19 protein-coding genes and 1 riboswitch are annotated in these 24,660 nt (G+C 41.2%); of the genes, 14 read left to right on the plus strand and 5 right to left on the minus strand.

Annotated elements, in window-relative coordinates; translation table 11 throughout:
- Positions 1-202: 202 nt before the first annotated feature.
- From EV194_RS11365 to EV194_RS11400, 8 genes are all read left to right on the plus strand, one after another.
- Positions 203-2,596, plus strand: a complete 2,394-nt coding sequence (locus EV194_RS11365) for a pectate lyase family protein (protein ID WP_132434159.1) — start codon at positions 203-205, stop codon at positions 2,594-2,596.
- A 162-nt stretch (positions 2,597-2,758) separates the two neighbouring features.
- Positions 2,759-5,914 carry a right-handed parallel beta-helix repeat-containing protein gene (locus EV194_RS11370; RefSeq protein WP_132434160.1) on the plus strand — a complete coding sequence of 1,052 codons (3,156 nt, stop codon included), beginning with the start codon at positions 2,759-2,761 and terminating at the stop codon, positions 5,912-5,914.
- A 256-nt stretch (positions 5,915-6,170) separates the two neighbouring features.
- Complete coding sequence (locus EV194_RS11375; RefSeq protein ID WP_132434161.1) at positions 6,171-8,924, plus strand: phosphoenolpyruvate carboxylase; 2,754 nt, start codon at positions 6,171-6,173, stop codon at positions 8,922-8,924.
- 99 nt (positions 8,925-9,023) lie between these two features.
- Positions 9,024-10,193, plus strand: a complete 1,170-nt coding sequence (locus EV194_RS11380) for an MFS transporter (protein WP_132434162.1) — start codon at positions 9,024-9,026, stop codon at positions 10,191-10,193.
- A gap of 578 nt (positions 10,194-10,771) precedes the next feature.
- Positions 10,772-11,782 (plus strand): glycoside hydrolase family 43 protein, encoded by a 1,011-nt coding sequence (locus EV194_RS11385; protein ID WP_207916019.1) that lies wholly within the window; start codon positions 10,772-10,774, stop codon positions 11,780-11,782.
- 217 nt (positions 11,783-11,999) lie between these two features.
- Positions 12,000-13,580: a glycoside hydrolase family 43 protein gene (locus EV194_RS11390; protein WP_132434163.1), complete on the plus strand. Its 1,581-nt coding sequence runs from the start codon at positions 12,000-12,002 to the stop codon at positions 13,578-13,580.
- Between the two features lie 149 nt (positions 13,581-13,729).
- The gene (locus EV194_RS11395; RefSeq protein ID WP_132434164.1) at positions 13,730-14,422 is read left to right on the plus strand and encodes a hypothetical protein; all 693 of its coding nucleotides are present in this window, start codon (positions 13,730-13,732) and stop codon (positions 14,420-14,422) included.
- Positions 14,423-14,604: 182 nt separating this feature from the next.
- Positions 14,605-15,006: an acyl-CoA thioesterase gene (locus EV194_RS11400; protein WP_132434165.1), complete on the plus strand. Its 402-nt coding sequence runs from the start codon at positions 14,605-14,607 to the stop codon at positions 15,004-15,006.
- Between the two features lie 11 nt (positions 15,007-15,017).
- Here the strand turns inward: EV194_RS11400 and EV194_RS11405 are convergent, their stop codons facing one another.
- The 5 genes from EV194_RS11405 to EV194_RS11425 are packed head-to-tail and all read right to left on the minus strand — an operon-like array spanning position 15,018 to position 18,591.
- Positions 15,018-16,151 (minus strand): DUF819 family protein, encoded by a 1,134-nt coding sequence (locus EV194_RS11405; protein WP_132434166.1) that lies wholly within the window; start codon positions 16,149-16,151, stop codon positions 15,018-15,020.
- Between the two features lie 4 nt (positions 16,152-16,155).
- Positions 16,156-16,851, minus strand: coding sequence for an LrgB family protein (locus EV194_RS11410; protein WP_132434167.1), 696 nt, complete (start codon positions 16,849-16,851; stop codon positions 16,156-16,158).
- Positions 16,844-17,182 carry a CidA/LrgA family protein gene (locus tag EV194_RS11415; RefSeq protein ID WP_132434168.1) on the minus strand — a complete coding sequence of 113 codons (339 nt, stop codon included), beginning with the start codon at positions 17,180-17,182 and terminating at the stop codon, positions 16,844-16,846. Before EV194_RS11415 ends, EV194_RS11410 begins: the two co-directional genes overlap by 8 nt.
- A 9-nt stretch (positions 17,183-17,191) precedes the next feature.
- On the minus strand, positions 17,192-17,911 hold the full coding sequence (locus EV194_RS11420) for a DUF3307 domain-containing protein (RefSeq protein ID WP_132434169.1): 720 nt from the start codon (positions 17,909-17,911) through the stop codon (positions 17,192-17,194).
- Positions 17,908-18,591, minus strand: coding sequence for a fumarate hydratase (locus EV194_RS11425; protein ID WP_132434170.1), 684 nt, complete (start codon positions 18,589-18,591; stop codon positions 17,908-17,910). The genes EV194_RS11420 and EV194_RS11425 overlap by 4 nt, the downstream gene beginning before the upstream one ends.
- A gap of 626 nt (positions 18,592-19,217) precedes the next feature.
- Positions 19,218-19,309, plus strand: a riboswitch (TPP riboswitch).
- Between the two features lie 309 nt (positions 19,310-19,618).
- Between EV194_RS11425 and thiS the strand changes: the two genes are divergently transcribed.
- The 6 genes from thiS to EV194_RS11455 all read left to right on the plus strand — a co-directional run bounded on the left by thiS (position 19,619) and on the right by EV194_RS11455 (position 24,658).
- On the plus strand, positions 19,619-19,816 hold the full coding sequence (gene thiS, locus EV194_RS11430; protein WP_132434171.1) for a sulfur carrier protein ThiS: 198 nt from the start codon (positions 19,619-19,621) through the stop codon (positions 19,814-19,816).
- 47 nt (positions 19,817-19,863) lie between these two features.
- Complete coding sequence (gene thiC / locus EV194_RS11435) at positions 19,864-21,558, plus strand: phosphomethylpyrimidine synthase ThiC (RefSeq protein ID WP_132434172.1); 1,695 nt, start codon at positions 19,864-19,866, stop codon at positions 21,556-21,558.
- Between the two features lie 4 nt (positions 21,559-21,562).
- A complete protein-coding gene (locus EV194_RS11440; protein WP_132434173.1) occupies positions 21,563-22,168 on the plus strand; it encodes a thiamine phosphate synthase in 606 nt (201 codons plus the stop codon).
- Positions 22,156-22,896 carry a hydroxymethylpyrimidine/phosphomethylpyrimidine kinase gene (locus EV194_RS11445; RefSeq protein ID WP_132434174.1) on the plus strand — a complete coding sequence of 247 codons (741 nt, stop codon included), beginning with the start codon at positions 22,156-22,158 and terminating at the stop codon, positions 22,894-22,896. Before EV194_RS11440 ends, EV194_RS11445 begins: the two co-directional genes overlap by 13 nt.
- A gap of 366 nt (positions 22,897-23,262) precedes the next feature.
- Positions 23,263-23,892: a thiamine phosphate synthase gene (locus tag EV194_RS11450; RefSeq protein ID WP_132434175.1), complete on the plus strand. Its 630-nt coding sequence runs from the start codon at positions 23,263-23,265 to the stop codon at positions 23,890-23,892.
- The gene (locus tag EV194_RS11455) at positions 23,885-24,658 is read left to right on the plus strand and encodes a thiazole synthase (RefSeq protein WP_132434176.1); all 774 of its coding nucleotides are present in this window, start codon (positions 23,885-23,887) and stop codon (positions 24,656-24,658) included. The genes EV194_RS11450 and EV194_RS11455 overlap by 8 nt, the downstream gene beginning before the upstream one ends.
- Positions 24,659-24,660: the final 2 nt, after the last annotated feature.

A 24,660-nucleotide genomic window follows, 5' to 3' on the forward strand; every position in this document is an offset into this window, starting at 1 on the left:
CACTTTTATTCAAGTGACCCTCCTCTGAAACTTACCACTATTGAACGATTTGGGTATGCCCTGATTTTTGTAATCATTTATTGCAGAAGAGCTGATCTTTTGTGTGATTGCGTAGAAATTTCAACCCATGCGTTTTTATTGCAATTAATTCTTGTACCTGCCTTAATTGGCGTTATAATAACCAAAATGAAAATCTATAAAAATGAAGCGAATCCTATTTTTTACTAAAGTCAGTTTGTTATTGATTTTATTTATGTTAATTCCAGTTGTTCATGCACAACAGGTCACAGGCAATTTACTAACAGAAGCCGCTACTTCTGTTGATTTTGACGAACGCTCCTTTTATATGCTTGTTAACCGCGAAACAGGTCAGGCAATGGATGTTGAAGGACGCAGTATTATGAACGATATAAACATCATTGTTGCAGATGCCGATTATTCCATGCACCAGGTTTGGAGAATGGATGATATGGGCGGGGATGTTTTCAACCTGGCGAATGGCCACAGTGATAAAGTGGTGCGCAATCGCGATGGCAATGTGAGGCAGGAGCGCAGGGGGAGCAGCAACCACCACCGCTGGAAAATTGAACACATTGAGGGAACATATTTCCGTCTGGTCAATGCTGCATCCAGTAATGTAGTTTTAGCGGTTGATGGAAATAATGTGGTTGGAGCTGCTCCCAATGGCAGTGCAGCCCAGCAATGGCAAATTTTAAGAGTTTATGCAGAGCCCATCGTGCCTGATTTTAATTTGCAGGGTTTTGCCTCTGTTGGACATGGAACTACCGGTGGAGCAGGCGGCGATGTGGTTGTTGTTAACAATGAGGCCGATCTGATTCATTATATGCAGCATCAGGATCCATATATCATTTTGATTGATGGTACCATTACTTTAGGTCCCGGAAACCACCACAGTCCTTCGGATAATATGCACAGTATTGCACCAAATAAAACCCTGTTTGGTTTGGAGGGAGCAACCATTAAAGGAGGAGGATTTAATATCCGTGGAACCAGAAACAATGGTGTAGGAGAGGTTACCCGAAGCAACATCATCATTCGTAATCTTACATTTGAAGGGCCTTCTCCGGATGATTTTATAAATATTGAATGGGGTGCAAGTCATGTATGGATTGATCATAATACGTTTAACGGACCAAACAACGATGGAATTGTTGATGTTAAAAGGGAATCTAGCTTTATAACCATTTCCTGGAATATTATTAACACCAACCATAAAACCATGTTGCTGGGACATGATGACAGTCATCATCATGACCGGGGTTTCTTAAAAGTTACTTATCATCACAATTATATTTATAATTCTCAATCACGTCATCCACGCATGCGGTATGGTCGTGCACACTTGTTTAATAATTATTTTAAAGAGATTGGTGATTACGTGATGGGACCCGGAATTGAAGCTGAAATCGTTTCAGAAAACAATCATGTATGGGAATCCGGCAGGTTTACCGATTGGTATCATGCAACGGGTAAAGTGCTGGAGAGAGGACAGGGAAGTTTGATTAACAGAATCAATCATGACCACGATCCGCGAATTGTTACCAGTGAATTAGAATGGGGACCTGAGGATTATTATTCATACACTTTATATCCGGCTTTGAGTGTACGCGACATGGTGCAGACTTATGCAGGAGCGGGAGTCCTGTCATGGGGAGATCCTATGCCTGAGTCTTATACTTTGACATCCTCAGTTCAAGGTCAGGGCAGTGTGAATCCTGCCTCCGGATCTTTTGCGAAGAACAGCGAAGTGCAAATTACTGCAACTCCAGCATCGGGATGGCAATTTGATGGCTGGAGTGGTGATGCTTCCGGAACAGACAATCCTTTGACTTTGGTCATGAACAGCAATAAGTCAGTAACTGCTACATTCATTGAGATTCCGGGAGGTGGTGATAATGGAGATGGACAAATAGGGTGGAAGATCCTTTATGACTGGAATTTCTCAGCTATGCCTGAATATGCATCAAATTTTTCAGTTTCGGGTTCACAAATCATTGCCGGAGTTACCTTATACAATAACATTGAGGTTGATGGTATGGCTGATCGCAGTTCTGAAATTGACGGCGTAACCTATACCTACAATCGCAGGGTTAAGTTTGGAGGGGCAGGTTCTTTCAGTGGAGGCAATCCAACCGCAAGAGTTTTTGCCTTTCCGGTATCGGGAGATGTAAAGATTACTGTTGTTCACCAATCGGCCAGTTCTAGTGAAGATAGAGTGCTTCGCATCGCACATGGAGCCAACCAGGTTCTTGAAACTTTCACATCACCGCGAAGCCCACATGCGATGGATGTTTATTACTACACCGGCGATGCTACAACCATTTATCTCTACTCACAAAGCAGTGGGATAAATTTATATCATGTTCGTGTTGAAGAACCTGATTATGGATCTTCAACTACCATGAAGGAATTACAGCCTTTTAGTAAAGTAGTAGTTTCTGTAAATTATTACAATCTGAATGGTGTAAATCTGGGTAAGAATTTTGATGCATTACCTGCCGGATTTTATATCAAAGTAAAACAGTTTGAAGATGGCTCTTTCAAAACCAAAAAGGTTTTAAAAGAGAGAAGATAATCAGTCTGTTAATATTATCATAGAACAAAATAACCGCTAAGCGAGATTCACCAGAGCTATTTTGCCTGAGAATATTGTTTAGCGGTTAATTGTTTATAAGATTATATAGTTGTCAGATTGCGAATTGCAGCATTTTTTGTTAATAATCAATAATCCATTTTTATGAAGAAGATTTTATTTACTTTTTTGTCTGTGTTATTTGTGTCACTGTCTGTGGCAAATAATACGATATATGTTTCCCCATCAGGGAACGACTCTAATTCCGGAACGATTAGCAGTCCGGTTGCTACTCTAAATAGAGCCCTATCTATGATAAGCCCTGGGGATGAGATTGTAATGAGAGGAGGCAGGTATTACCACAACTCAAGAATAACCATCAATACCAACTTAAGTGGTAACGCTTCACGCAGAACAGTTTTGCGTGCTTACGAAAACGAAGTGCCAATACTTGATTTTTGGGCGCAGGAGGAGTTGTCGGGGCGCGATGGATTGCGATTGTTGGCCAATTACTGGCATATTATTGGAATACATATTCATGGTGCCGGAGGAAATGGTTTTCGGATAGAGGGTAGTTATAATATATTGGAAAACTGTGTGGCCTATAGAAACCGTCTTACCGGAATTCATATTGAAAGTCGGGATCCTGCACCAAGGGCCTCCCATAACTTGATTAAAAATTGCGATAGTTATCACAATTTCAATTGGCGTGGGAGAGTTGGTAATATGTCCGATGGCTTTGCCGCTAAGTATGATATTGGTCCTGGGAACCATTTTTATGGTTGTCGTTCGTGGGGTAATTCCGATGACGGTTTTGATTTTTGGAGAGCACGGAATACCATTATTGTAGAGAAGTGTTGGGCATTTGGGAATGGAGATATATCAGTATTTGAAAGTTATTTTAGCAATAACCAGACCCAGCTGAACAGATTAAGATCTGAGTTTGATGGAGGTGGGAATGGTTTTAAGTTGGGAGGTGATCATCAACCGGGGCCGCATATCGTAAAACGATCAATGGCATTTGATAATACCGGAAAAGGTTTTGACCATAACAACAATACCGGTGCAATGACTTTTATTCATAATACTGCATATAACAATGATCGAAACTATGTTTTTCCCAATAATCCTTCTTCCGGTCGCACTGTTTTCCAAAATAATCTGAGCGCAAATTCTCGAGTTATTGCTCAAACGCCATCGAACGCCCTTTTACAGGGAAACAGCTGGCAAAGAGGAACGGTAACCAATAGCATGTTTCAAAGTGTTAATACCTCACTCGCCCGTCAACCTCGTCAAGCGGATGGTTCATTGCCTGAAACAGCTTTATTCAAACTGGTTGATGGTAGTTTTCTTATAAATGGAGGCGTTGATATTGGTGAGTCTTTTAGTGGTACGGCTCCTGATATAGGGGCTTATGAGTTTGGTGTTGTATCGCTTCCTCCACCTCCACCAAGTGGTGGTACTCCTTCGTCTCAGGACTGGAATTTTAGTGCCATGCCGCAATATGCTTCAAACTTTTCTGTTAGCGGATCAAGAATAATTTCCGGTGCAACACTCTATAACGGTATCGAAGTTGACGGTATGGCAGAAAGAACTGCCACCATTAACGGGGTGACTTACACTTATAATCGTCGGGTTAAGCTAAATGGCACCGGTCAATTCAATGGACAGCAGCCCACCGATCGGGTTTTTGCTTTTGATGTTCCCGGAGATGCAACCATCACCATCGTTTGCCAATCAGCTAATAGTAGTCAGAATCGCAGTTTGAGAATTGCAGACGGATCAAATAATGTTCTGCAAACGGTGTCAGCTCCAGGAAGCAATCTGGCAATGTCGGTATATGAATATGTAGGAGCTCCAACAACGATTTTTCTTTACTCTCCAAACAGTGGTGTTAATCTTTATCACGTCAGAGTTGAATCAAAGAAACCTGAAATGTTTTCTCTTAACATCAATGCCTCAAATGGAGCAGTTATGCCTTCAGATGGTGAATTTGAGAGTGGAAGTGAATTACAGTTGAACGCAATCCCGGATAGCGGATATGCTTTTAGCCACTGGACTGGAGATCTTAGCGGAACCAGTAATCCTATTGTGTTAACCATCGAGTCGGACATTAATGCAACAGCTCATTTTGTCCCCGTGGATCAGGGAGACGGAAGTTCGCCGGGTAATGGCTCAGGTTTGTACGACTGGAATTTTAGTGCCATGCCACAATATGCATCAAACTTTTCTGTTAATGGATCGCAAACTATTGCTGGGGCTACGCTTTACAATGGTATTGATGTGGATGGAATGAGCGCCCGCAGTGTGACAATGGATGGGGTTAGTTATACCTATAATCGAAGGGTGAAACTGAACGGTTCCGGTCAGTTTAGTGGTCAACAACCGACTGGAAGGGTTGTTGCTTTCGATGTTTCGGGAGATGCAACCATAACTATTGTTTGTCAATCTGCCAGCAGCAGCCAAAACCGTGTTCTAAGAATTGCTGATGGATCAAATAACGTTCTACATACAGTACCAGCTCCCGGAAGCAATTTAGCCATGTCGGTTTATCAATACACTGGTGGTGCAACCACTATCTTTCTTTATTCTCCTGATAGTGGGGTGAATTTATACCACGTTAGGGTCGAGGTTGACAATCAGCAAATTGCAAACGATTGGTATTTTACAGAAATGCCTGCCTATTCATCAAATTTTGCTGTAAATGGATCGCAAACTATTGCAGGAGCTGTGCTCTACAATGGCATTGAAGTTGATGGCATGTCTGCAAGAAGTCAGGATATTGGTGGCCAGATCTACACTTACACCCGACGAGTTAAACTCAACGGTACGGGGCAGTTCAGTGGACAACAGCCTGTTGGGCGTGTTTTTGCATTCGATGTAGCTGGAAACTCAAGAATTACCGTTGTTTGTCAGTCTGCCAGCAGTAGTTCTAATCGCATCCTTAACATTGCCACTTCTCCAAACAATGTGTTGCAAACTATTTCGGCTCCAGGTGCTAACCTTCAAAAATCGGTTTACAACTATTTCGGCGGGGCAACCACTATTTATCTGTTCTCTCCAAACAGCGGAGTTAATTTGTATCATGTAAGGGTTGAAAATATTACAGAAGGCCCAATGAATGCCATACAAAATGTACCGACTTTTATTCCCGAGAATAGATATGCAAACGACGATATTGAGTCCATTACATATTATAATCTGAATGGAGTTAAAGTAGGAAATGATTTTAACAGACTGCCTCCAGGAATCTTTATCCAATTGACCAGATGTAAGGATGGTTATGTGAAGAGTAGTAAGGTTGTTGTAAGTGACAGATGATGAGGTGTTAATTATGTAAATTAGAAATGGCTATCCGTTCGGATAGCCATTTTGTTTTCTGATGAGAAGACTTCCGTTATTTTTAACAATTAAAGAAGTTTTTCTTTAATTAAGATTTCAGAATGACAATTATAAAAACTACTTTCTTATTTTTGTTGCGGAAAATTGTACCAATGCATTTGTTGTTTATACAACAAAAGTATGAACTAACCACAGATATTATTGTTTAGAAACCGGGTACCAATCAATCAACTAAATGAGAAAAGAGTTATCAGATGTCGAAATAAAGCAAATAAAACAGCAGATTGAGAGCGATGGATTGCAGAAGATCAGTAAAGATTTAAATTCTGTATCTGTTTTTTTGCGAGAGGTTTTAAAGGATCTGAATGAAGATTCACTGGTTAAATTGCTTAACTCCATCCATGAAAAAAGCGGGGAGGTAAATCTTAATGATAAGGTTTCTGACGAGAAACTGGTGCAGGCTCTGAGTATTCTTTTTCAGTTGATGAATTTGGTGGAGGAGAATGCTGCCGCACAGTTTCGACGAAAGATTGAGAACAGATTGGGAGCATCCAGTATTAGAGGTTCCTGGTCCGAGACATTCAATAAGTGGAAAAAGCAGGGTTTAAACGAGGATCAGATCAGGGAGTTGCTTTCCAGAATTCACATCATGCCGGTTTTAACAGCACACCCTACTGAAGCAAAGCGTACAACCATCCTCAAACTGCACCGCGAGATATATCTTCAACTTGTCAAAAAAGAGAATGCTGTTTGGTCCGAAACCGAGCGGAAAGTGATCAATGCCACCATTCGGGCATTAATTGAACGATGGTGGAGAAGTGGGGAGGTTTATCGTGAAAAGCCCGATGTTCCCTCGGAACGCAGCAGTGTATTGCACTACTTTACAAGAGTGTTTCCAGAGGCCTTGAAATTGAGCGACGAAAGACTAAGATATACATGGAAGGCTTATGGCTTTGATCCAAAGAAGTTAAGTCGTCCTGAGCATTATCCCTTGCTCTCCTTCGGAAGTTGGGTGGGTGGCGATCGTGATGGCCATCCTTACGTTACAGCGGAAGTTACACGCGACACTTTAATGGAGCATCGTAAAGCGGCTTTTAGTTTGCTCGAAGGTCAGTTGGAAGCTTTGGCTTCCCAAATGAGTTTTTCAGATACCCGCAATCAGGTTCCTGAGAAACTGTACGAACGAATTGAAGAGATGTCGCTGAGCCTTCGTAAAGCCGGGTATAAAGCTGTATCAAGAAACCAACATGAACCGTGGAGGCAATTAGTGGAATTGATGCTTGCTAAATTGATCAATACCAGAAAGGAACGTGCACAATCGGGTGATATGGTTTATGACTCTTCTTTTCAGCTGCAGGATGATCTTCTTTTTCTCAGGGAAAGTTTATCAGCCATTGGTGCATATAAAATTATAGACACATTCCTGTTTCCGCTGGAACGTCATGTTAAATGCTTTGGGTTTCATCTCGCCAAACTGGATATCAGGCAAAACAGTGCCTTTCATGATAAGGCACTGGAACAAATGCTCAATTATGCTTCCACCGAAGAAAGAAACTACACCACTTGGAGTGAGGAGCAGAAAATTGAATTTCTTACAAATGAATTAAAAAGCAACAGACCTTTTGTCGTATCCGGAATATCGGTCGGTACTGAAGCTGATCAGGTGTTGGCCTGTTACAGGGTGATAAAGGAGCATGTTGACAGATACGGAGCCGATGGCATCGGCTCCATTATAGTGAGTATGACTCGCGGGTTAAGCGATTTGCTGATTGTATATCTCTTTATGCGCGAAGTTGGCCTTGATCCAAAACTCCTTCAGGTTGTTCCTCTATTTGAAACCATTGAGGATCTAAACCAATCGCATATTGTTTTGGATGGATATCTTTCACATCCGGTGGTGAAATCTGTTAAAGGATCTCAGAGGTCTGTTCAGGAAGTTATGCTTGGATACAGCGACAGCAACAAGGATGGAGGTATTGTTGCCAGCCGTTGGAATATATATAAAGCCGAACGGGACTTAACCAATGTTGCAAAAAAACATCATGCCGAACTAAGATTTTTCCATGGTATAGGAGGGACCATCAGTCGTGGAGGAGGGAAGTATCATCGTTTCCTCGACAGCATGCCTGAGGGTTCTTTTTCCGGAGAAATAAAACTAACTGTTCAGGGAGAGGCCATTGCGCAACAGTTTGCCAACCTGGTTAATGCCAATTATAACCTTGAGATGCTGCTCTCGGGGGCAGCACTGCAAACGGGATATTGTTTGCATGCGCCTTCTGTGGTAGAATTTCCCGATGAGGCACTGGATCTTTTAGCCCGCCTTTCTTTGGAGCGGTATCAGGAATTGATCAGACATCCCGATTTCATTAAGTTCTATAGTCAATGTACGCCCATTGATGTAGTTGAGCAAAGCAAAATAGGGTCGCGTCCCTCCCGGAGAACCGGACAACGCACATTAAATGATCTGCGAGCCATTCCATGGGTGTTTAGCTGGAAACAATCCAGATTTAATCTCACTGCCTGGTATGGGGTTGGTTATGGTCTTGAAGTTATGAAGAACGATCATCCTCAATTGTACGACCAGTTGAAAGTGTTTGCCCATAAATGGCCATTCCTCAGATACACTTTGATCCATATTGAAACCAACCTTTTGAATGCCGATAAAAAGTTAATGGAGGCATATGCTTCTCTGGTTGATGATGATAAAATCCGCAACGATTTTATGACCAATATTCTGTCTGAACATCAGAAAAGCATAAAACAGGTGGCTGCACTGCTCGGAGACCAGACAGAGAACCGAAGAATCAGCCTGCTTGAGAATATAAATCGTCGAAAGGATTCATTGCAAACCCTTCACCAAATGCAAATTGATTTTCTCAGACAATGGCGATTGGTTAAAGACGAGAACCCGGAAAAAGCAGCAGTGTTATTGGATAAGCTGCTTATCATAACCACCGCCATTTCAGGTGGGGTGAAAAATACAGGATGATTAATTGTTAACCATAATACTAAATCAATTTCCAGGATCGTTGATCGATACAGACATGAGTATCCTTATTGACATGTCCTGAAGTAAACCCTTTTAATAATGCAGAAATTCTTAACAGTATTATCAGCGTTTTTTATTATGCTTTGTCTGGGTGGTGTGTACGCCTGGAGTGTATTTGTTCCCGGATTAATGACTGAGTATAATTTCTCTTCATTTCAAACGCAGTTGATCTTTGGGTCAATCATTGCTGTCTTTCCTACCACAATGCTTCTTGCCGGCATTTTAGAAAAGAAACTCAAACCTGTTACAATGGGAATGATTTCAGCCGCATTGTTTACAACGGGTTACCTTATGGCAGGATTTTCAAACGGAAATTTTTGGATGGTTCTATTCGGTATAGGTATTCTCTCCGGAGTGGGCACGGGATTTGGCTATTTGGTCTCTTTAACAACACCTGTAAAATGGTTCCCCAAAAAAAAGGGTTTAATAACAGGCATCGCAGCTGCAGGATTTGGCCTTGCGGCTGTTGTCCTCTCATTTCTTGCTGAGACTCTGCTTGATCAGGGAAGGGATGTATTGCATATATTTACAAAGGTTGGTTTGGGTTATGGCTTGGTGATTTTTCTTCTGTCGTTTTTTTTAAAGGCTCCGTCTTCAGCTGTGTCAGGCCATCGAGTTGATGTGCGTTATTTCTTTAAAAGCAAAAGTTTTGTAAAACTTTTGTTTGGTATTTTCTTTGGAACCTTTGCTGGACTGCTTGTTATTGGTAGTTTGTCTCCAATTGGGGAGGTTTATTATATAGATAGCCATGTGTTGGTTGTGGGGGTGTCAGTATTTGCTGTAGCAAATTTTCTAGGCCGGCTTTCATGGGGCATGGTCAGTGATTATCTAAATACAGAAATAGTTATTTTTTCAGCATTAACCCTTCAGGCGGTATCGATCTTCTTACTTGGTTTTCTAAATCTTACCGAGTTAAGCTATATTGTTCTGTCTGCCATGATTGGATTTGGGTTTGGAGCAAATTTTGTTCTGTTTGCCAAAGAAACTTCACACTTATATGGTATAGCGAATTTAGGCATAGTTTATCCATATGTTTTGCTTGGATACGCTGTTGCCGGAATTGTTGGTCCTGTAACCGGTGGCGTTTTGTATGACATAACAGGTTCGTTTAATACAGCAATATACATTGCTGCATTTATGAGTATGATGGGTGCAATATTGTTTTTATTTCGTGTTAAATCCTCCTCAAATTCTACAAAATCTTTATAAATTGATTTTGTGAGCTAATAAAGAAGTTTTCTGGAAGCTTCCATTTATAAATTAAACCACTAATGTAGCTTTACATTAGTGGTTTTTTTGTTTTGGTCAATACAAGAGCTTGCTATTCAGGTTTATATAATTGGATTGTCCAAATTGATCTCGATGAATATTGTCAACAATAAGCAATTTTTTCTCATGTATAGGGGTTATGATTGGCTATTGTAACGCTGCTTACGAAAGAATTACCATTAAGTCCACCTTTCAGGGACATAACCTTCTTAATTTTGTTTTGGTGACAGTTTAAACCGATTATGTATTAATTACATGAAACGAGCCATGAGAATCGCCAGATCGACGAAGTCAAAGATTTTCACACAGGCGATGTGCTGAGGCCAGTCGAAGTAAGCAATGACTAGATTGACGAGTACTCCCGAGTACTCGGGAGTTACTTAAAAAAACAAATTATAAACAGATGAAACGAGCCATGAGAAAACCTTCTCACACAGGCAAAGTACTGAGCCCTGTCGAAGTAAGAATGACTATGATGGCGAGTTCCCTGTGATTACTTAAAAACAAATTTTATACAAATGAAAAAAATGATCAGATCTTTAGTCGTATTGTCACTATTGGTGGCAGGTGCATTGGTAGAAATTGCGAACTCGCAGGAATTTAATTATGACAACCCTTTAATTCGTCAAAGAGCAGATCCTTGGATTCATAGAACAGATTGTGGTATCTATTATTTTATTGCTACTGTTCCTGAATATGATCGAATTGAAATCAGAAAATCGAATACAATCAATGGCTTGGCAGAAGCAGAGCCTGTTGTTGTGTGGAGAAAGCATGACAGTGGTCCGATGAGCCACCATATTTGGGCTCCAGAATTGCACAGGGTAGATGGGAAATGGTATATATATTTTGCCGCAGCTCGCGCAGAAAATATATGGAAAATTCGCATGTGGGCATTATCAAACGACTCTGATGATCCAACTACAGGAGAGTGGGTTGAGGAAGGGCAAATTAGAACGGAAAGAGACGATTTTGCCCTTGATGCAACTGTGTTTGAGCATAAAGGTAATTATTATTATGTGTGGGCTGAAAAAACCCGGCCAGATAACAATTCAGGACTGATCATGTCAAAAATGAAAGATGGTGTTACATTAATTGGTCCGGAAGTGGTTATCTCTGAGCCTGAATATGAATGGGAAATGCACACATACGCCGTTAATGAAGGAGCCGCTGTTATTAAACATGGTAATCGGATTTTTATGACATTCTCTGCCAGTGCCACAGACCACACTTATGCTATTGGCTTATTATGGGCTTACAAAGACTCTGATTTGATGGATCCAAACTCATGGCACAAACTTCCGGAGCCGGTATTCTATACCAATGAGAAGTTTAACCGGTTTGGTCCCGGACACAATAGCTTTACAGTGGCAGAAGATGGCAAAACGCCAGTTTTGGTATATCATGCCAGAGAATATAAGGAGATTGACGGATTTGCCCTTGACGATCCAAACAGAGATACACGTGTTAGAACCTTCCGTTGGAATGACGATGGATTTCCAGATTTTGCACAAGAAATTGGTGACTAATTAATTCTCTTACCATTGTTTCTAATATAATGGGGCACAAATCCAGTTTAAGCGGGTTTGACCCCATTCTTAATTCAATATGGGAATTTTATTACATCGAGATCCTTTTGATTTTTCCGTTATATAATCAATTTCCCTTATCTATTAATGGTTATGTCTTAAAATGATATTTGCACCATACTTTCGTTAAGTCAATGATTTACTTAAAATAATTCCAATGAAAAAAAATCTTTTTACGGCCACTTTTCTGATTTTAATTTTGGCCGTTTCCTGTAGCACACAAAAGGAAACACCAATGGCAACAAACCCAATAATCTTTGCCGATGTTCCTGACATCGCTATTGTTAGGGTTGGAGATACTTATTATATGAGTAGTACAACCATGCACATGAGTCCCGGATTGCCTATTATGCGTTCTAACGATTTGGTAAATTGGGAACTGGTTAGTTATGCTTACGACGTTTTAATTGACAATGAAATGATGCGCCTTGAAAATGGACAGGAAAGCTATGGCTTTGGATCCTGGGCCAGCAGCATGAGGTTTCACGATGGCGTATATTATGTTTCAACTTTTGCAGCCACTTCAGGCAAAACACATATCTATACAACAACTGATATTGAAAATGGGGAATGGAATGAGATATCTTTTGAACCTGATTTACATGATCATACTTTGTTTTTTGATGATGATGGACGTATTTATATGATTTACGCTTGTGGCGAATTGCGTCTAGTTGAGTTGGAACCCGATTTATCTGGTGTTATTCCCGGCTCAGAAATAGTTGTAATAGAGGATGCCAGTCGTATTGCAGGGGAACACATTGGTTTATGCGCTGAAGGCTCCCAATTGTTAAAACATGAAGGGATGTATTATCTCTTTAACATTGTCTGGCCTGTAAACGACATAAGGACGGTTCTTGTGCATAGAGCGGATAATATTGCTGGTCCTTATGAAGGCCGTGTGGTTTTAAAAGACCGGGGGATTGCTCAGGGTAGTCTAATTGATACTCCGGAAGGAGATTGGTATGCGTATATGTTTCGCGACTATGGTGCTGTTGGAAGAATTCCCTACTTGATGCCTGTAGATTGGGTTGACGGTTGGCCTGTTTTAGGCATTGCCGGAAAAGTTCCTGATACCCTGGATATTCCTGCCGGTGATGGCGGAATTTCTGGTATTGTTGCCTCTGATGAATTTAACAGAGAGCCTGGTGATGAGAAACTTCCTCTTGTGTGGCAATGGAATCATAACCCCGATCATCGCTTTTGGTCATTAAGTGATCGGCCCGGATATTTGAGATTAACTACCGGACGTGTCGACGCTAACGTGCTTCAGGCACGTAATACACTTACTCAACGTACTTTTGGCCCGCAAAGTTCTGCTCAAACAAGGATTGATATAGGAAATATGAATAATGGCGATTGCGCTGGACTTATTGCTTTACAAAGAGATTATGGGTTTGTGGGGGTACGCAAAGAGAATGATGAATATTATTTGGTTCTTGAACTTGCAGAAAACAATAATCCTCAGGAGCTGGAAAGGGTTCTTCTTAACCAGAATCATATTTATTTGCGAATTGATTGCGATTTTAATGACATGGTTGATCTCGCTTACTTTTATTATAGTCTTGATGGCAATGAGTGGATTCGAATTGGAAAACCGCTCCAAATGGTTTATACTTTAATACATCATTTTATGGGTTATCGGTTTGGCCTGTTTAATTATGCCACAGAAACTGCAGGAGGCTATGTTGATTTTGATTTTTTCAGGGTTAATGATGAGATCATTAACCCATACTGATTTATTTTAGGTTTTCGTTTTGAACTCCCTTCTTTATGGTAATTTTTATTACCAAAAGAAGGGATTTCTTTTATAATAGATTCGACCTGTTTATTAGGTTTATATAAAATACTATTTTTGACTTCTGAAAACCATATGTTATCTGAATAATGCAAAGTCTTATTAATTGGGTGTCTCAGCACGACAGTAAACGTTTATTTATAGTATTATACATTGGGTTATCACTGGTGCTAAGCATTACCATTAGCTTATTTTGGCTTTTATTCGCCGTGCTTATTCATTTTATGTTTGAGTTGATCAGGCAAAATCAAATTTATAAAAAACGTAACCAAATATTCCTGGAAAGTTTATGGGAAACAAAACTTGATTTTGCTTTGGTTATTTTTGCATTATGGTTGGCAATTTATCTTGATTTCATTTTTGGAATTGCCGGTGTTGGAGCATTGGCAAGAGTCGGTGTTCAATCTGCATCACGCACCGGTTCTGTGGCAGCTAAAGGCGCTGAGATTTCAGCACGTTTTGCAACTTGGAACAGAGCCATCCGAGGAATTTTACTATCCCTAGATGATGCAGGGAATGCAGCAAAAGCTATCTATCAAAGTAAATCAACAAAGAAAGACTCTAATGAAAATGGAAATGATGCGAACGTCATTAACAGTAATCCAGATGAGAATACTAAAGTTTCTACTTCATGGACATGTAAATGGAATGTAGTTGATTACTTGGCAGTTTGCTTGTTCTTGCTAGCTTTTGTCTTTATTGTGTTGGCTCCTTTTATCCTAAATATCAGTTTTGCAGGTATAATTAGTGTTGCAATGGAGGAGTTTCATCCGTTCCCTTAAATATTTTAAATTTGCCTTGTAATCAGTTCTTAAACACGATAGAGCCGAAGTGTGTCTTAAAGATTTTTATAGATAATAGATCTTTATCCCGAATGTCTCGGGACAGCATCTAAAAATCTATTTAATTTATTCGATACAAATTTAAACAGTCTCTTATTTTTTTGTAAGTAAAACTAATTTCTATGCCTCAAAAGTATCAATACGAATTGGAATTTAAAGTGCGCGACTATGAGTGCGACCTGCAGGGAATTGTAAATAACAGTGTTTATCAAAATTACCTGGAACATACACGTCACGAATTTTTGCTAAGCATAGGACTTGATTTTGCAGATCTGGCACGACGGGATATTTTAGCTGTTGTTGCTCGCGTTGACTTGGCTTATAAGACTCCCCTCAGAAGTGGTGACAAATTTGTAGTCCGCCTGAGGGTAGAACACAGTGGAGTAAAGTATATTTTTTATCAGGATATTTACAGACTGCCTGATGAAAAACTATGCCTGAAAGGCATTGTAACTACCACAAGTATTATAAATGGGAAGTTGGCTGTTTCGGAAGAAATTGTAAGCGCATTGGATAAATTATAATAAAGAGTGAATTACCTTAAAACCATCGAAATAATATATCCCAAATAATTGCCCAAAGCATAACCAATAATCCCAATTGACAACCCGGGAACTACTATTTTTCGATTGTGTAGAGCACCTGCCACCATTGGTACAAATGGCGGACTGCAAATCAGTGCAGTAGAGGTAATTATTAAGGTGTCCGCATCCAGACGGAATAGCCGGGAGAATATGACCTGTAAAATGAGTGACCCCGCTACAGTCCATGCAGCATAATAAACCACCGGAAGAGCAGAAATAACCAGGTTGTTGATGTCGCCCATTGAAGCTACAACCACGCTGAATATTAGCACAAAATACATTCCGGATTCAAATGTTTTGGGAGTTTTGTTTACCCTTGGCAATGTGGCCGCCATCAGTGATAAAGTGGTTAAAGAAAGCATTACCACAGCCATTCTTGCATTTTCATTAAATAGCAGGGCAATTAAAATAGAAAGCCCTACCAATGCGATAGCCAGAAATATTAGTTGAATTAAGCGCACAAGAATTGTGCGCTTAAAAATTCCTTTATATGGTGCCGACTCTAAATACTCTTCTCTTATATTTATATCTGCCAATGGGGCGTATTTTACGCCAAGTAAATATGAGAAAACCTTTTTGCCCACTGTTACTAAAAACAGCAAATAAAACACACCAATAATCATGTCTGCCGAATGTGTAATAAGGTACATCGTGTCATCGGCATCCAAAATAAGTTTTAAGGATGCCAGGTTAGGTGTACCTCCGGTAAAAACCCCTACCATTAAGCCACTGATTTTATGTGGTTCCGCAATATAGTCTCGAAATATCCAATGCCCGGTAACAATCATAATGGTAACACTCACGATGCCTATCCCCAGGCTTATTAAAGCCGGCTTTGCCATCCGGCTTAGTTGTTTTAAATTGGTTGAAAATAACATCAAGGGTATAGCCAGTGGGATGGTTATCATGGTCATTAAATCCTGTAATTTGTGGATGTTTTCCGGGAAAAGGCTGCTGTTTCCTGCCAATGCTCCAATTATGTATGCCAGCACAATGGCACCGATTTTATTTAAAAATCGGTAGCGTTGGCATGCCACCAATATTAAAAATGGAGTAAATATGAAGAATATGGCTGATGGTATCATCTCTTTATTTAATGATTAACCGCAGCAATGGAACCATAATGGCGGTTGCTACCCCCATTAACCCAATGCTTAATCCACTAATGGCACCTTGTACAGCTCCCATTTCAATGGCACGAGCGGTGCCGGCACCATGCGAACTGCTTCCCATTGCCAATCCCCGGGCAATTTTACTTGTAATTCCTGTTTTATCCATAACAAACGGCCCAACCACAGCACCAAAAACTCCTGTTACCACCACAACTACTGCAGTTAAAGGAGGCAAACCACCAAACCTGGCTGAAATGCCAATGGCGATGGGGGTTGTTACTGATTTTGGTTCAAGTGAAGCCACCACGGTTTCATCGGCTCCCATCCATCTTGCTATAAATACAACTGAGACAATGCCCACAATACTTCCTATGGTTATTGCTGTTAATATTGATAATAAGTTTTTTCGGATAAGATGCACCTGTTCATAAAGACCAAAGCCCAGCGCAACCACTGATGGTCCCAGCATAAAATCAATCAGGAAACTCCCCTGTTCAAACGCAGCATATTCTACATCCAACAACAAAAGAGCTCCAATTACAACCAAAATGCTGGTAAACACCGGATGCAGCAAGTTCAGTTTTGTCCTACGATAAAGCCAGAGTGCAGCCAGGTAGGTTCCTATTACAAATGCAAGAGTGAACGGCTGTATGGTGAATAGTGTATTAATCATTTTTTTTCTCCATGAATTGCTGGATTAATCCTACAGTAATCATAACTAAAACAGTGCTTACGGCCGATGCAGTCACAATTGCCAGGGTGGCTCCTTTAAAGTAGTGGGCTGTAACCATCAGTCCGGCACCTACCGGAACAAAGAAGAGTGCCATGTGACGTGTAATAAAACAGGCAACGGGCTTTACTTTTTCAGTGTTTACAATTCTGGTCATTAATGCCACAAAAAGCAACACCATTCCAATAACGCTTCCGGGTATAATCTCTCCAAATAATTTGCTGATTAGTATGCCTATGGCATAAAAAAGAAATATAATGAAAATGCCGTACATGCTTTTGTTTTATAAAAATTGGAGCACAAATATCCCAATAATTATGGCAATTCCAAAACTCAGGAGGGTGCCGGTGAGTACATATTCCGATTTAACTGCATCTTTCTCTCCAAACCTTAGAATTGATTTGGCGGCAATTAAAAACCCCACAGCCTCGTATCGTCCGGTAAGAATGAATGTAAGGGTGAGAAGTCGTTCCAGGTTGCCAATTAGTTTTCCGGCGTTGGGTAGTTCTCCCGGCTCATTTTCATTGATGGGGGCAGACACCTTATAAAGATGAAGAATCTCTCTAATTAATATGTTTGATGGTTTTAAGCAAAAGAGGAAGGCTGCTATGATAATGATTTCTGTATCAGTTAGCGGAAGCAAGAACCAGGGGTTTAGGTCGAAGTAGGAACCATAGATGAAGGTAACATACATAATGATGCCTACGTGAATAAACTGGTCAATAAAGAAAATGTATCGTTTAAGCTTTTTTACACCGGAAAATTTGATTTTAAGATAATCAATAGCAGCGTGCAACAGAGTTATTATTGCCGATGCAAAAATAAATTTCCACTGAAACGAAAGCAGCCAAGAAGTAATAAATACAATCAACAGATGAGCTGAAAAGTACCGGCTTTTTATGCCCGAATTATTTCTGCTTTCAACCCACTTATCGGTTTGGAAGAAGAAATCGGCCAATAAATGAGCCATCAGTTGGAGGGTTAGGAGTTGGTAAAAGCTCATGATTTAAGGTTTTTAATGATGGTCGAAAACCGATTTACGGTTTTCTCAATGGCATTCCAGCCGGCAGCTGTAGAGTGTTGATTGATGGTTGGTTGCGATACTTTTAAGATTTTTGCTACTTCAGCTTCGCTTTTTCCGGATAGCCTGTGGTAGAGGACTTCGCATTGTCGGGCTGTGCAACGCGCAATGATAACATCAAGCAGCGCCAGTAGGGGTTCACTCTCTTCTGTTATCTGTTTCTGCGAAGAGTCAATAAAAAGGGTCGATTTTATAATTTTTCGCTCTTTATAAACTTTGGTGTTTAGGTTGATAAGCCTGCCCGACATGTAAATGGCTTCTCCATCAATAATTCCCCTTCGCGCGTCAAATCTGGTTATGCTCCCCAAGCCCATTGCAAGGCGTATTCCATGTATTTTAAAGTGGCGGACTCCAATTACTCCCGAACGCGTGTTTATTGAAAGCGATTTTATGAAGGTTTTTATAATCAGCACTATTCTTAAAGCCTCTTCAGGATTTTCAAGGTAGCATTCAATATAGTCTCCCTTGATAACACGTGCATAAACGCCATGTTCTTTTTTCAGAACTCTAATAAGCCGCCTGAACCCTTTTGCAAGTGTTTCTCTGCCTTTGTCTGTTAATGATGTAGAAGCTATTATATCTCCGGAAATGGTAGCTCTCATGTTAATATGGTATAGGTTGTTCAAATTTAGTGATTTAACTGGCAATATTTATGGTTGTTGTGTGTTTTTTTGCTTTAGCTTCTATAATGGGAATGAAAACGCTTACAATTTTACTTTAACACATTCGATATTATTCATTTGGGTAATGATGTTTTTGCCCATAAATTCGCTTTATATACTTTTTCATATTACGTTGCCCTATGCTGATGATGTCGCCTCGTTGGAGCTATACAAACCTTCCTTTTTTAAAGCATGGTCATTTTGCGAAATAACTCAAAGGACAATCCTAATCTGGCAAATTAGAAATAATGTATTAATATCAGCAAATAAACCTATGAAATATAAATATAAGTAAAAACACTTATAAAAGGATTTAATAAGTTTTTAAACCTATCTTATAACTGTTGTTTGTTCAGATGTTGGAATAGAATCGTTTTAAATATATGTGGGTATTTTTCATTTTCTTTTAACCACCTGCGTGGTTAAAAGATTGACATATTTGCACTTAATAACAAAAACCGCATAAATCATGTTAATTTTTCTCTTATGAGCATCCTTCTTTTTTTCCTTAAACAGCAATGCGGCTATTGTTTATCTCTTCAAAAAATATATATTTGCATCATCAACAAGAATGACAGGGGTGCCAATAAGCGGCTGAGATCATACCCTTGAACCTGATACGGTTAATACCGTCGAAGGGAGTCTTAGTGTATTTATTTTCATGTGTTTATTATTTGTTTTTAAATAGCCACATAGAACTCCCCAGAAAATCATATTCCTGTGTATCGAAGAGTTTACCATGGCTCGTTTCACCTGTTGAATTCTGTTGTTTTATTTTATTTACGTAAGTCGGGATGATTGATTCCGGTTTTGACTTGTGACTAATTTGTTGCGGTTTGCTGATTTCTTTAATCCCATGCAGGCCTTTTTAATGGTTTGGTTACGAGGCGGTTTTTGTCTGATGGTTTTTATTGACTATGCGTAATAGGCTTTGGAAAATTTGATTTGCCAAATAAAGTGTTCAATTATGAGAATAACAGTAAACGGAAAAGAGACAGAATTCAGTAAAACTTACCTTTTGGATTTATTGTCGGATATGGGAGTTCCCCTCAACGGCCTTGCTGTTGCGGTGGGCAGCAAAATTATTCCCCGAGACCAATGGGAAGCTCATTTGTTAAAAGAAAACGATGAGGTGATGCTCATTGGCGCTACCCGCGGAGGTTGAGGATTACTATTTCTGAACTTATAAACCAGTAAACAACCCACAATAATATGCAAAACTCCATCAAAGGTGAACCGCTTCGAGGTTCACGAAAAACCTATGTTGAGGGGAAACTATTTCCCATACGTGTAGGAATGCGCGAAATTGTTTTATCAACAGGCAATTGTCCTGTAACCAATCCCGATACCTTAACGGTGTACGATACTTCCGGACAATTTGGCGATGAAAAAGAATCAGTAGATTTGACCAATGGCGTAAATCCCATCAGGGAAAAGTGGATTGAATCCCGAAACGACACAGAAAAACTGAAAGAGTTAAGCTCAGAGTATGGGCGTGCTCGTCTGGCCGATGATTCCTTGTCGCACCTTCGTTTTAGTCATGTCAACCGCAACCCGCGGAAAGCCAAAGATAAGCCGGTTACACAAATGTGGTATGCCAGGCAAGGCATCATTACGCCTGAAATGGAATATGTGGCCATCAGGGAGAACCAGCGGTTGGAAGAGAAGATGAACGGACAGTTTAAACCTGTTACCCCGGAAATGGTGCGCGATGAATTAGCTGCAGGACGCGCCATCATACCGGCCAATATCAACCATCCCGAATGTGAACCGATGATAATTGGTCGCAAGTTTCTTGTGAAAATCAATGCCAATATTGGAAACAGCCCGGTGACTTCAGATATTGCTTCGGAGGTAAGTAAATCCATTCATGCTATTCGCTGGGGTGCTGATACAGTGATGGACTTAAGCACCGGAGCAAACATTCACGAGACCCGGGAGTGGATTCTGCGCAACTCTCCTGTACCCATTGGTAGCGTCCCTCTTTACCAGGCGCTGGAGAAAGTAGGAGGGAAGGCTGAAGATTTAACGTGGGATATCTATCGTGACACACTCATCGAGCAGGCTGAACAGGGGGTGGATTATTTCACCATTCACGCCGGTTTGTTGCGGGAACATATTCCACATACCGTAAACAGAATGACAGGGATTGTTTCCCGTGGTGGATCAATAATGGCTAACTGGTGCTCGGTTCATAAAAAGGAGAATTTCCTTTACACCCATTTCGATGATATTTGTGATATTTTGGCAGCCTACGATGTAGGTGTTTCTCTGGGTGACGGACTGCGTCCCGGTTCTCAGTTCGATGCCAACGACAAAGCTCAGTTTGGAGAACTGAAGGCACTTGGAGAGTTAACCAAAAGAGCCTGGGATAAACATGTTCAGGTGATGATTGAGGGGCCGGGACATGTGCCCATGCACATGATTGCCGAAAATATGGAAATGGAACTTAAGCACTGCTTTGATGCCCCATTTTACACACTTGGTCCCCTGGTAACCGATATTGCGCCAGGTTATGACCACATTACATCGGCCATAGGGGGAGCCATGATTGCACAGATGGGAGCATCCATGTTATGCTATGTAACGCCTAAAGAGCATTTGGGGTTGCCAAATCGTGATGATGTAAAAACCGGAGTGGTGACGTTTAAAATAGCTGCCCACGCAGCCGATATTGCCAAAGGACATCCCGGTGCCATTCTTCGTGACCATGCCATGAGTAAAGCGCGTTACGAGTTTAGGTGGCGCGACCAATTTCACCTGGCTCTTGACCCCGATACTGCTTATGATTTTCACGATGCCACATTGCCCGATGAAGCCGACAAACAGGCCCATTATTGCAGCATGTGCGGTGAGCATTTTTGTAGTATGCGGGCTAATAGGAAAATTCGTGAGCTGAGTAGTTAAACCAATGTTGATAGTCATCACACATCCATCCATTTTGCGTAATGAAGCAGCGGCCATTACCGCGCTTCTGAACAGCGGTGCCTGTTACATACACATCCGCAAACCGGGTGCATCCGATGAAGAAGTTTTCAGGTTAATGCAATCAATCCCTGAAAAGTATTATTCAAAACTCACCATGCACTATCATTTTAATGTGGCATTGAAACTGGGTTTAGGAGGATTACATAACAGCAGCCATTTTAAAGCGCCACAGGTTGCGGGTGTGAGGCAGAGTGCGGGTTGTCACTCGTTAGAGGAGGTTTTTGTAAACGATAGAAAGTCGTTGGATTACATGTTTTTGAGTCCTGTTTTTAATAGCATTTCCAAAGTGGGTTACTGTTCTGCTTTTTCACGTGAGGAGTTGATTGCATTTTTTCAGGAAAGAGGGGGGCAGCAAGCTCCGGTTATTGCCCTTGGTGGCATTTCAATGGATAATGTTGCAGAAATTAAAAGCATGGGGTTTTCGGGTGCGGCATTGCTTGGGAGTGTGTGGAGATTGAATGGACTTGTTGCTGATGTAAAAGCAACCGCCGAAAACTTTACAAACGCATATCACATATGGAAGCAGTAGTATCAATAGGAGGCTGGGACCCTTGCGGTGGAGCCGGACTGGGAGCCGATATTAAAACATTTGAGAGGTTGGGTATGCGAGGAATGGGTGTCTGTTCTGCCATCACCAGTCAGGCTCATAACCGTTTTGACAGCCTGCGGTGGACATCTCAGAAGGTTATAAGCTCCCAATTGGAATCGCTTTTGATGAGTTACTCCATTAAAGCGGTTAAGTTTGGGATTATAGAATCGCCTGAAGTGCTGCATGAATGCATTATTCAGATAAAAAGGGCGAATCCGGATGCGATAATAGTGTGGGACCCTGTGATTAAGGCTTCTGCCGGTTTCTGCTTTCACGAAAGCAGAGCCAGGGAGGGACTGTTGGATGTTTTAAACGTGGTGAATTTGGTGACTCCAAACATTCCCGAGGCTCAATGGTTGTTTGGCGCGTCCAATGCTTCGGATATTCAGAAAAAAATGGAAAAATCTGGATTGAAAGCCGTTGCGTTAAAAGGAGGCCATGCCGAAAATCATGCCAACGATTTGCTGATTCAACCTGATTCTGTCGAAGTGATAAAAGGAGAGCGGTACAATAATCCCGGAAAGCATGGTAGTGGCTGCGTGTTTTCAGCGGCTATTTGTGCTTTATTGGCTAAAGGTAAATCTTTATCAGAAGCTTGTAGGGAAGCAAAGAAATATACTGAGCGTTTTATCCTCTCTTCAAATGAGTTGTTGGGGTGGCATTTTTAAGGTTGTTGTTTGAAGTTTTATGTTCGATGTTCGATGTTCAAAGTTTGAGGTTTGAGGTTTCGGTGAGAATGGTGGAAAGGTTATGAGGTTATTGTTCTAAGTTTAATCAGGGAATGTTTTGTCAAATATCTAGTGCCATGTCAAATTTGAATTGTAGCCAGCGCTCACCCCTAGCCCCGTTCGGCTGAGACTTCGGTGTGAGACTTCGGTGTGAGCTCAGTCGAACACTCAGTCGAACACTCACTTCGAAGCCTAGGGGAAAGCCAAACGTGCTATATTAACCCGTCAATATATGATTGACTTGACACTAGCTTTTTATACATCTAAAAATCTAGTAATTATATGTTTCTAAAATATCATCCGTTAATGTTCATTACACCTAATCTGCCTTTGGCAGATTTAGTTCCGCTTGTTTCTGCATATCTGGAAGGTGGTGGAAGATGGTTGCAATTGCGGTTAAAGGATTGTCAGCCTGATGAAATCATATATACAGCCAAAGAAATCAAAGCCATGTGTAAAGACGCCGGTGCTCTGTTTATTCTCAACGACCATCCGGATATTGCACTGAAGACTCAAGCCGATGGAGTCCATTTGGGGAAGAATGACATGTCGGTTGCACAAGCGAGAGATTTGCTTGGAAGTGAATTCATTATAGGGGGAACGGCCAATACAGTTGAGGATATGATATCACTTGCACAATCGGGTGTTGATTACATCGGTCTTGGTCCGTTTCGGTTTACATCAACCAAAAAAAATCTGAGTCCCATCATTGGACTGGAGGGATATGCAGAACGAATGAGAAACTTTCGGGAAGCTGGTTTTGAAACTCCTGTTACCGCCATTGGAGGTATTTTGCCGGATGATGTTGAAGCCATTATGAATACTGGCGTAAACGGCATTGCCGTTTCCGGCGTGCTCGCAAATGATAATGATATTCCTAAAATAACAAAAAGATTCATCTCAATGACAACCCATAAATATATCAACCATGAGTAAACTAACCATTGCAGATAAAACCTTTACCAGTCGGCTTTTTACCGGTACCGGCAAGTTCAGTTCCAATAGATTAATGGCTGATGCGGTTCAATCCAGCGGCAGCGAATTGGTAACAGTGGCTCTTAAACGAGTGGACTTGGAAACTCCGCACGATGATTTGCTGGAGCATCTTAAAATCCCGGGAGTTAACTTGCTTCCTAATACATCCGGCGTACGAACCGCATCCGAAGCGGTTTTTGCCACACAGTTGGCCAGGGAGGCTCTTGGAACCAATTGGGTAAAACTTGAAATTCATCCCGATGCCCGTTACCTGATGCCCGACCCTGTGGAGACGCTAAAAGCAACCGAAGAGTTGGCAAAACTTGGTTTTGTGGTGCTCCCCTATATTCATGCCGACCCTGTGCTGTGCAAGCGGCTCGAAGAGGCGGGTGCAGCTGCTGTAATGCCCTTGGGTTCCCCCATCGGAAGCAACAGCGGGTTGTTAACGCGCGAGTTTCTGCGAATCATCATTGAGCAATCCAACGTTCCGGTGGTGGTAGATGCCGGAATTGGAGCTCCGTCGCATGCCGCTGAAGCTATGGAAATGGGAGCTGATGCGGTTCTTGTAAATACTGCCATTGCTGCAGCCGGCAACCCTGTTGCTATGGGTAAGGCTTTTAAAATGGCAGTAGAAGCCGGACGCATGGCCTACGAAGCAGGTTTGCCAATGGTTTCGAAGGGTGCTAAAGCATCAGCCACAAGCCCGTTGACTTCGTTTTTATCCTAAAG

The sequence above is a fragment of the Natronoflexus pectinivorans genome (assembly GCF_004345615.1).
GTDB classification, from domain to species: domain Bacteria; phylum Bacteroidota; class Bacteroidia; order Bacteroidales; family Marinilabiliaceae; genus Natronoflexus; species Natronoflexus pectinivorans.

Bases quoted from the DNA above. Each gene is read 5' to 3' on its own strand.
- EV194_RS11365 (WP_132434159.1), top strand. From the start codon at position 203: ATGAAGCGAATCCTATTTTTTACTAAAGTCAGTTTGTTATTGATTTTA.
- EV194_RS11370 (WP_132434160.1), top strand. From the start codon at position 2,759: ATGAAGAAGATTTTATTTACTTTTTTGTCTGTGTTATTTGTGTCACTG.
- EV194_RS11375 (WP_132434161.1), top strand. From the start codon at position 6,171: ATGAGAAAAGAGTTATCAGATGTCGAAATAAAGCAAATAAAACAGCAG.
- EV194_RS11380 (WP_132434162.1), top strand. From the start codon at position 9,024: ATGCAGAAATTCTTAACAGTATTATCAGCGTTTTTTATTATGCTTTGT.
- EV194_RS11385 (WP_207916019.1), top strand. From the start codon at position 10,772: ATGAAAAAAATGATCAGATCTTTAGTCGTATTGTCACTATTGGTGGCA.
- EV194_RS11390 (WP_132434163.1), top strand. From the start codon at position 12,000: ATGAAAAAAAATCTTTTTACGGCCACTTTTCTGATTTTAATTTTGGCC.
- EV194_RS11395 (WP_132434164.1), top strand. From the start codon at position 13,730: ATGCAAAGTCTTATTAATTGGGTGTCTCAGCACGACAGTAAACGTTTA.
- EV194_RS11400 (WP_132434165.1), top strand. From the start codon at position 14,605: ATGCCTCAAAAGTATCAATACGAATTGGAATTTAAAGTGCGCGACTAT.
- EV194_RS11405 (WP_132434166.1), bottom strand. From the start codon at position 16,151: ATGATACCATCAGCCATATTCTTCATATTTACTCCATTTTTAATATTG.
- EV194_RS11410 (WP_132434167.1), bottom strand. From the start codon at position 16,851: ATGATTAATACACTATTCACCATACAGCCGTTCACTCTTGCATTTGTA.
- EV194_RS11415 (WP_132434168.1), bottom strand. From the start codon at position 17,182: ATGTACGGCATTTTCATTATATTTCTTTTTTATGCCATAGGCATACTA.
- EV194_RS11420 (WP_132434169.1), bottom strand. From the start codon at position 17,911: ATGAGCTTTTACCAACTCCTAACCCTCCAACTGATGGCTCATTTATTG.
- EV194_RS11425 (WP_132434170.1), bottom strand. From the start codon at position 18,591: ATGAGAGCTACCATTTCCGGAGATATAATAGCTTCTACATCATTAACA.
- thiS (WP_132434171.1), top strand. From the start codon at position 19,619: ATGAGAATAACAGTAAACGGAAAAGAGACAGAATTCAGTAAAACTTAC.
- thiC (WP_132434172.1), top strand. From the start codon at position 19,864: ATGCAAAACTCCATCAAAGGTGAACCGCTTCGAGGTTCACGAAAAACC.
- EV194_RS11440 (WP_132434173.1), top strand. From the start codon at position 21,563: ATGTTGATAGTCATCACACATCCATCCATTTTGCGTAATGAAGCAGCG.
- EV194_RS11445 (WP_132434174.1), top strand. From the start codon at position 22,156: ATGGAAGCAGTAGTATCAATAGGAGGCTGGGACCCTTGCGGTGGAGCC.
- EV194_RS11450 (WP_132434175.1), top strand. From the start codon at position 23,263: ATGTTCATTACACCTAATCTGCCTTTGGCAGATTTAGTTCCGCTTGTT.
- EV194_RS11455 (WP_132434176.1), top strand. From the start codon at position 23,885: ATGAGTAAACTAACCATTGCAGATAAAACCTTTACCAGTCGGCTTTTT.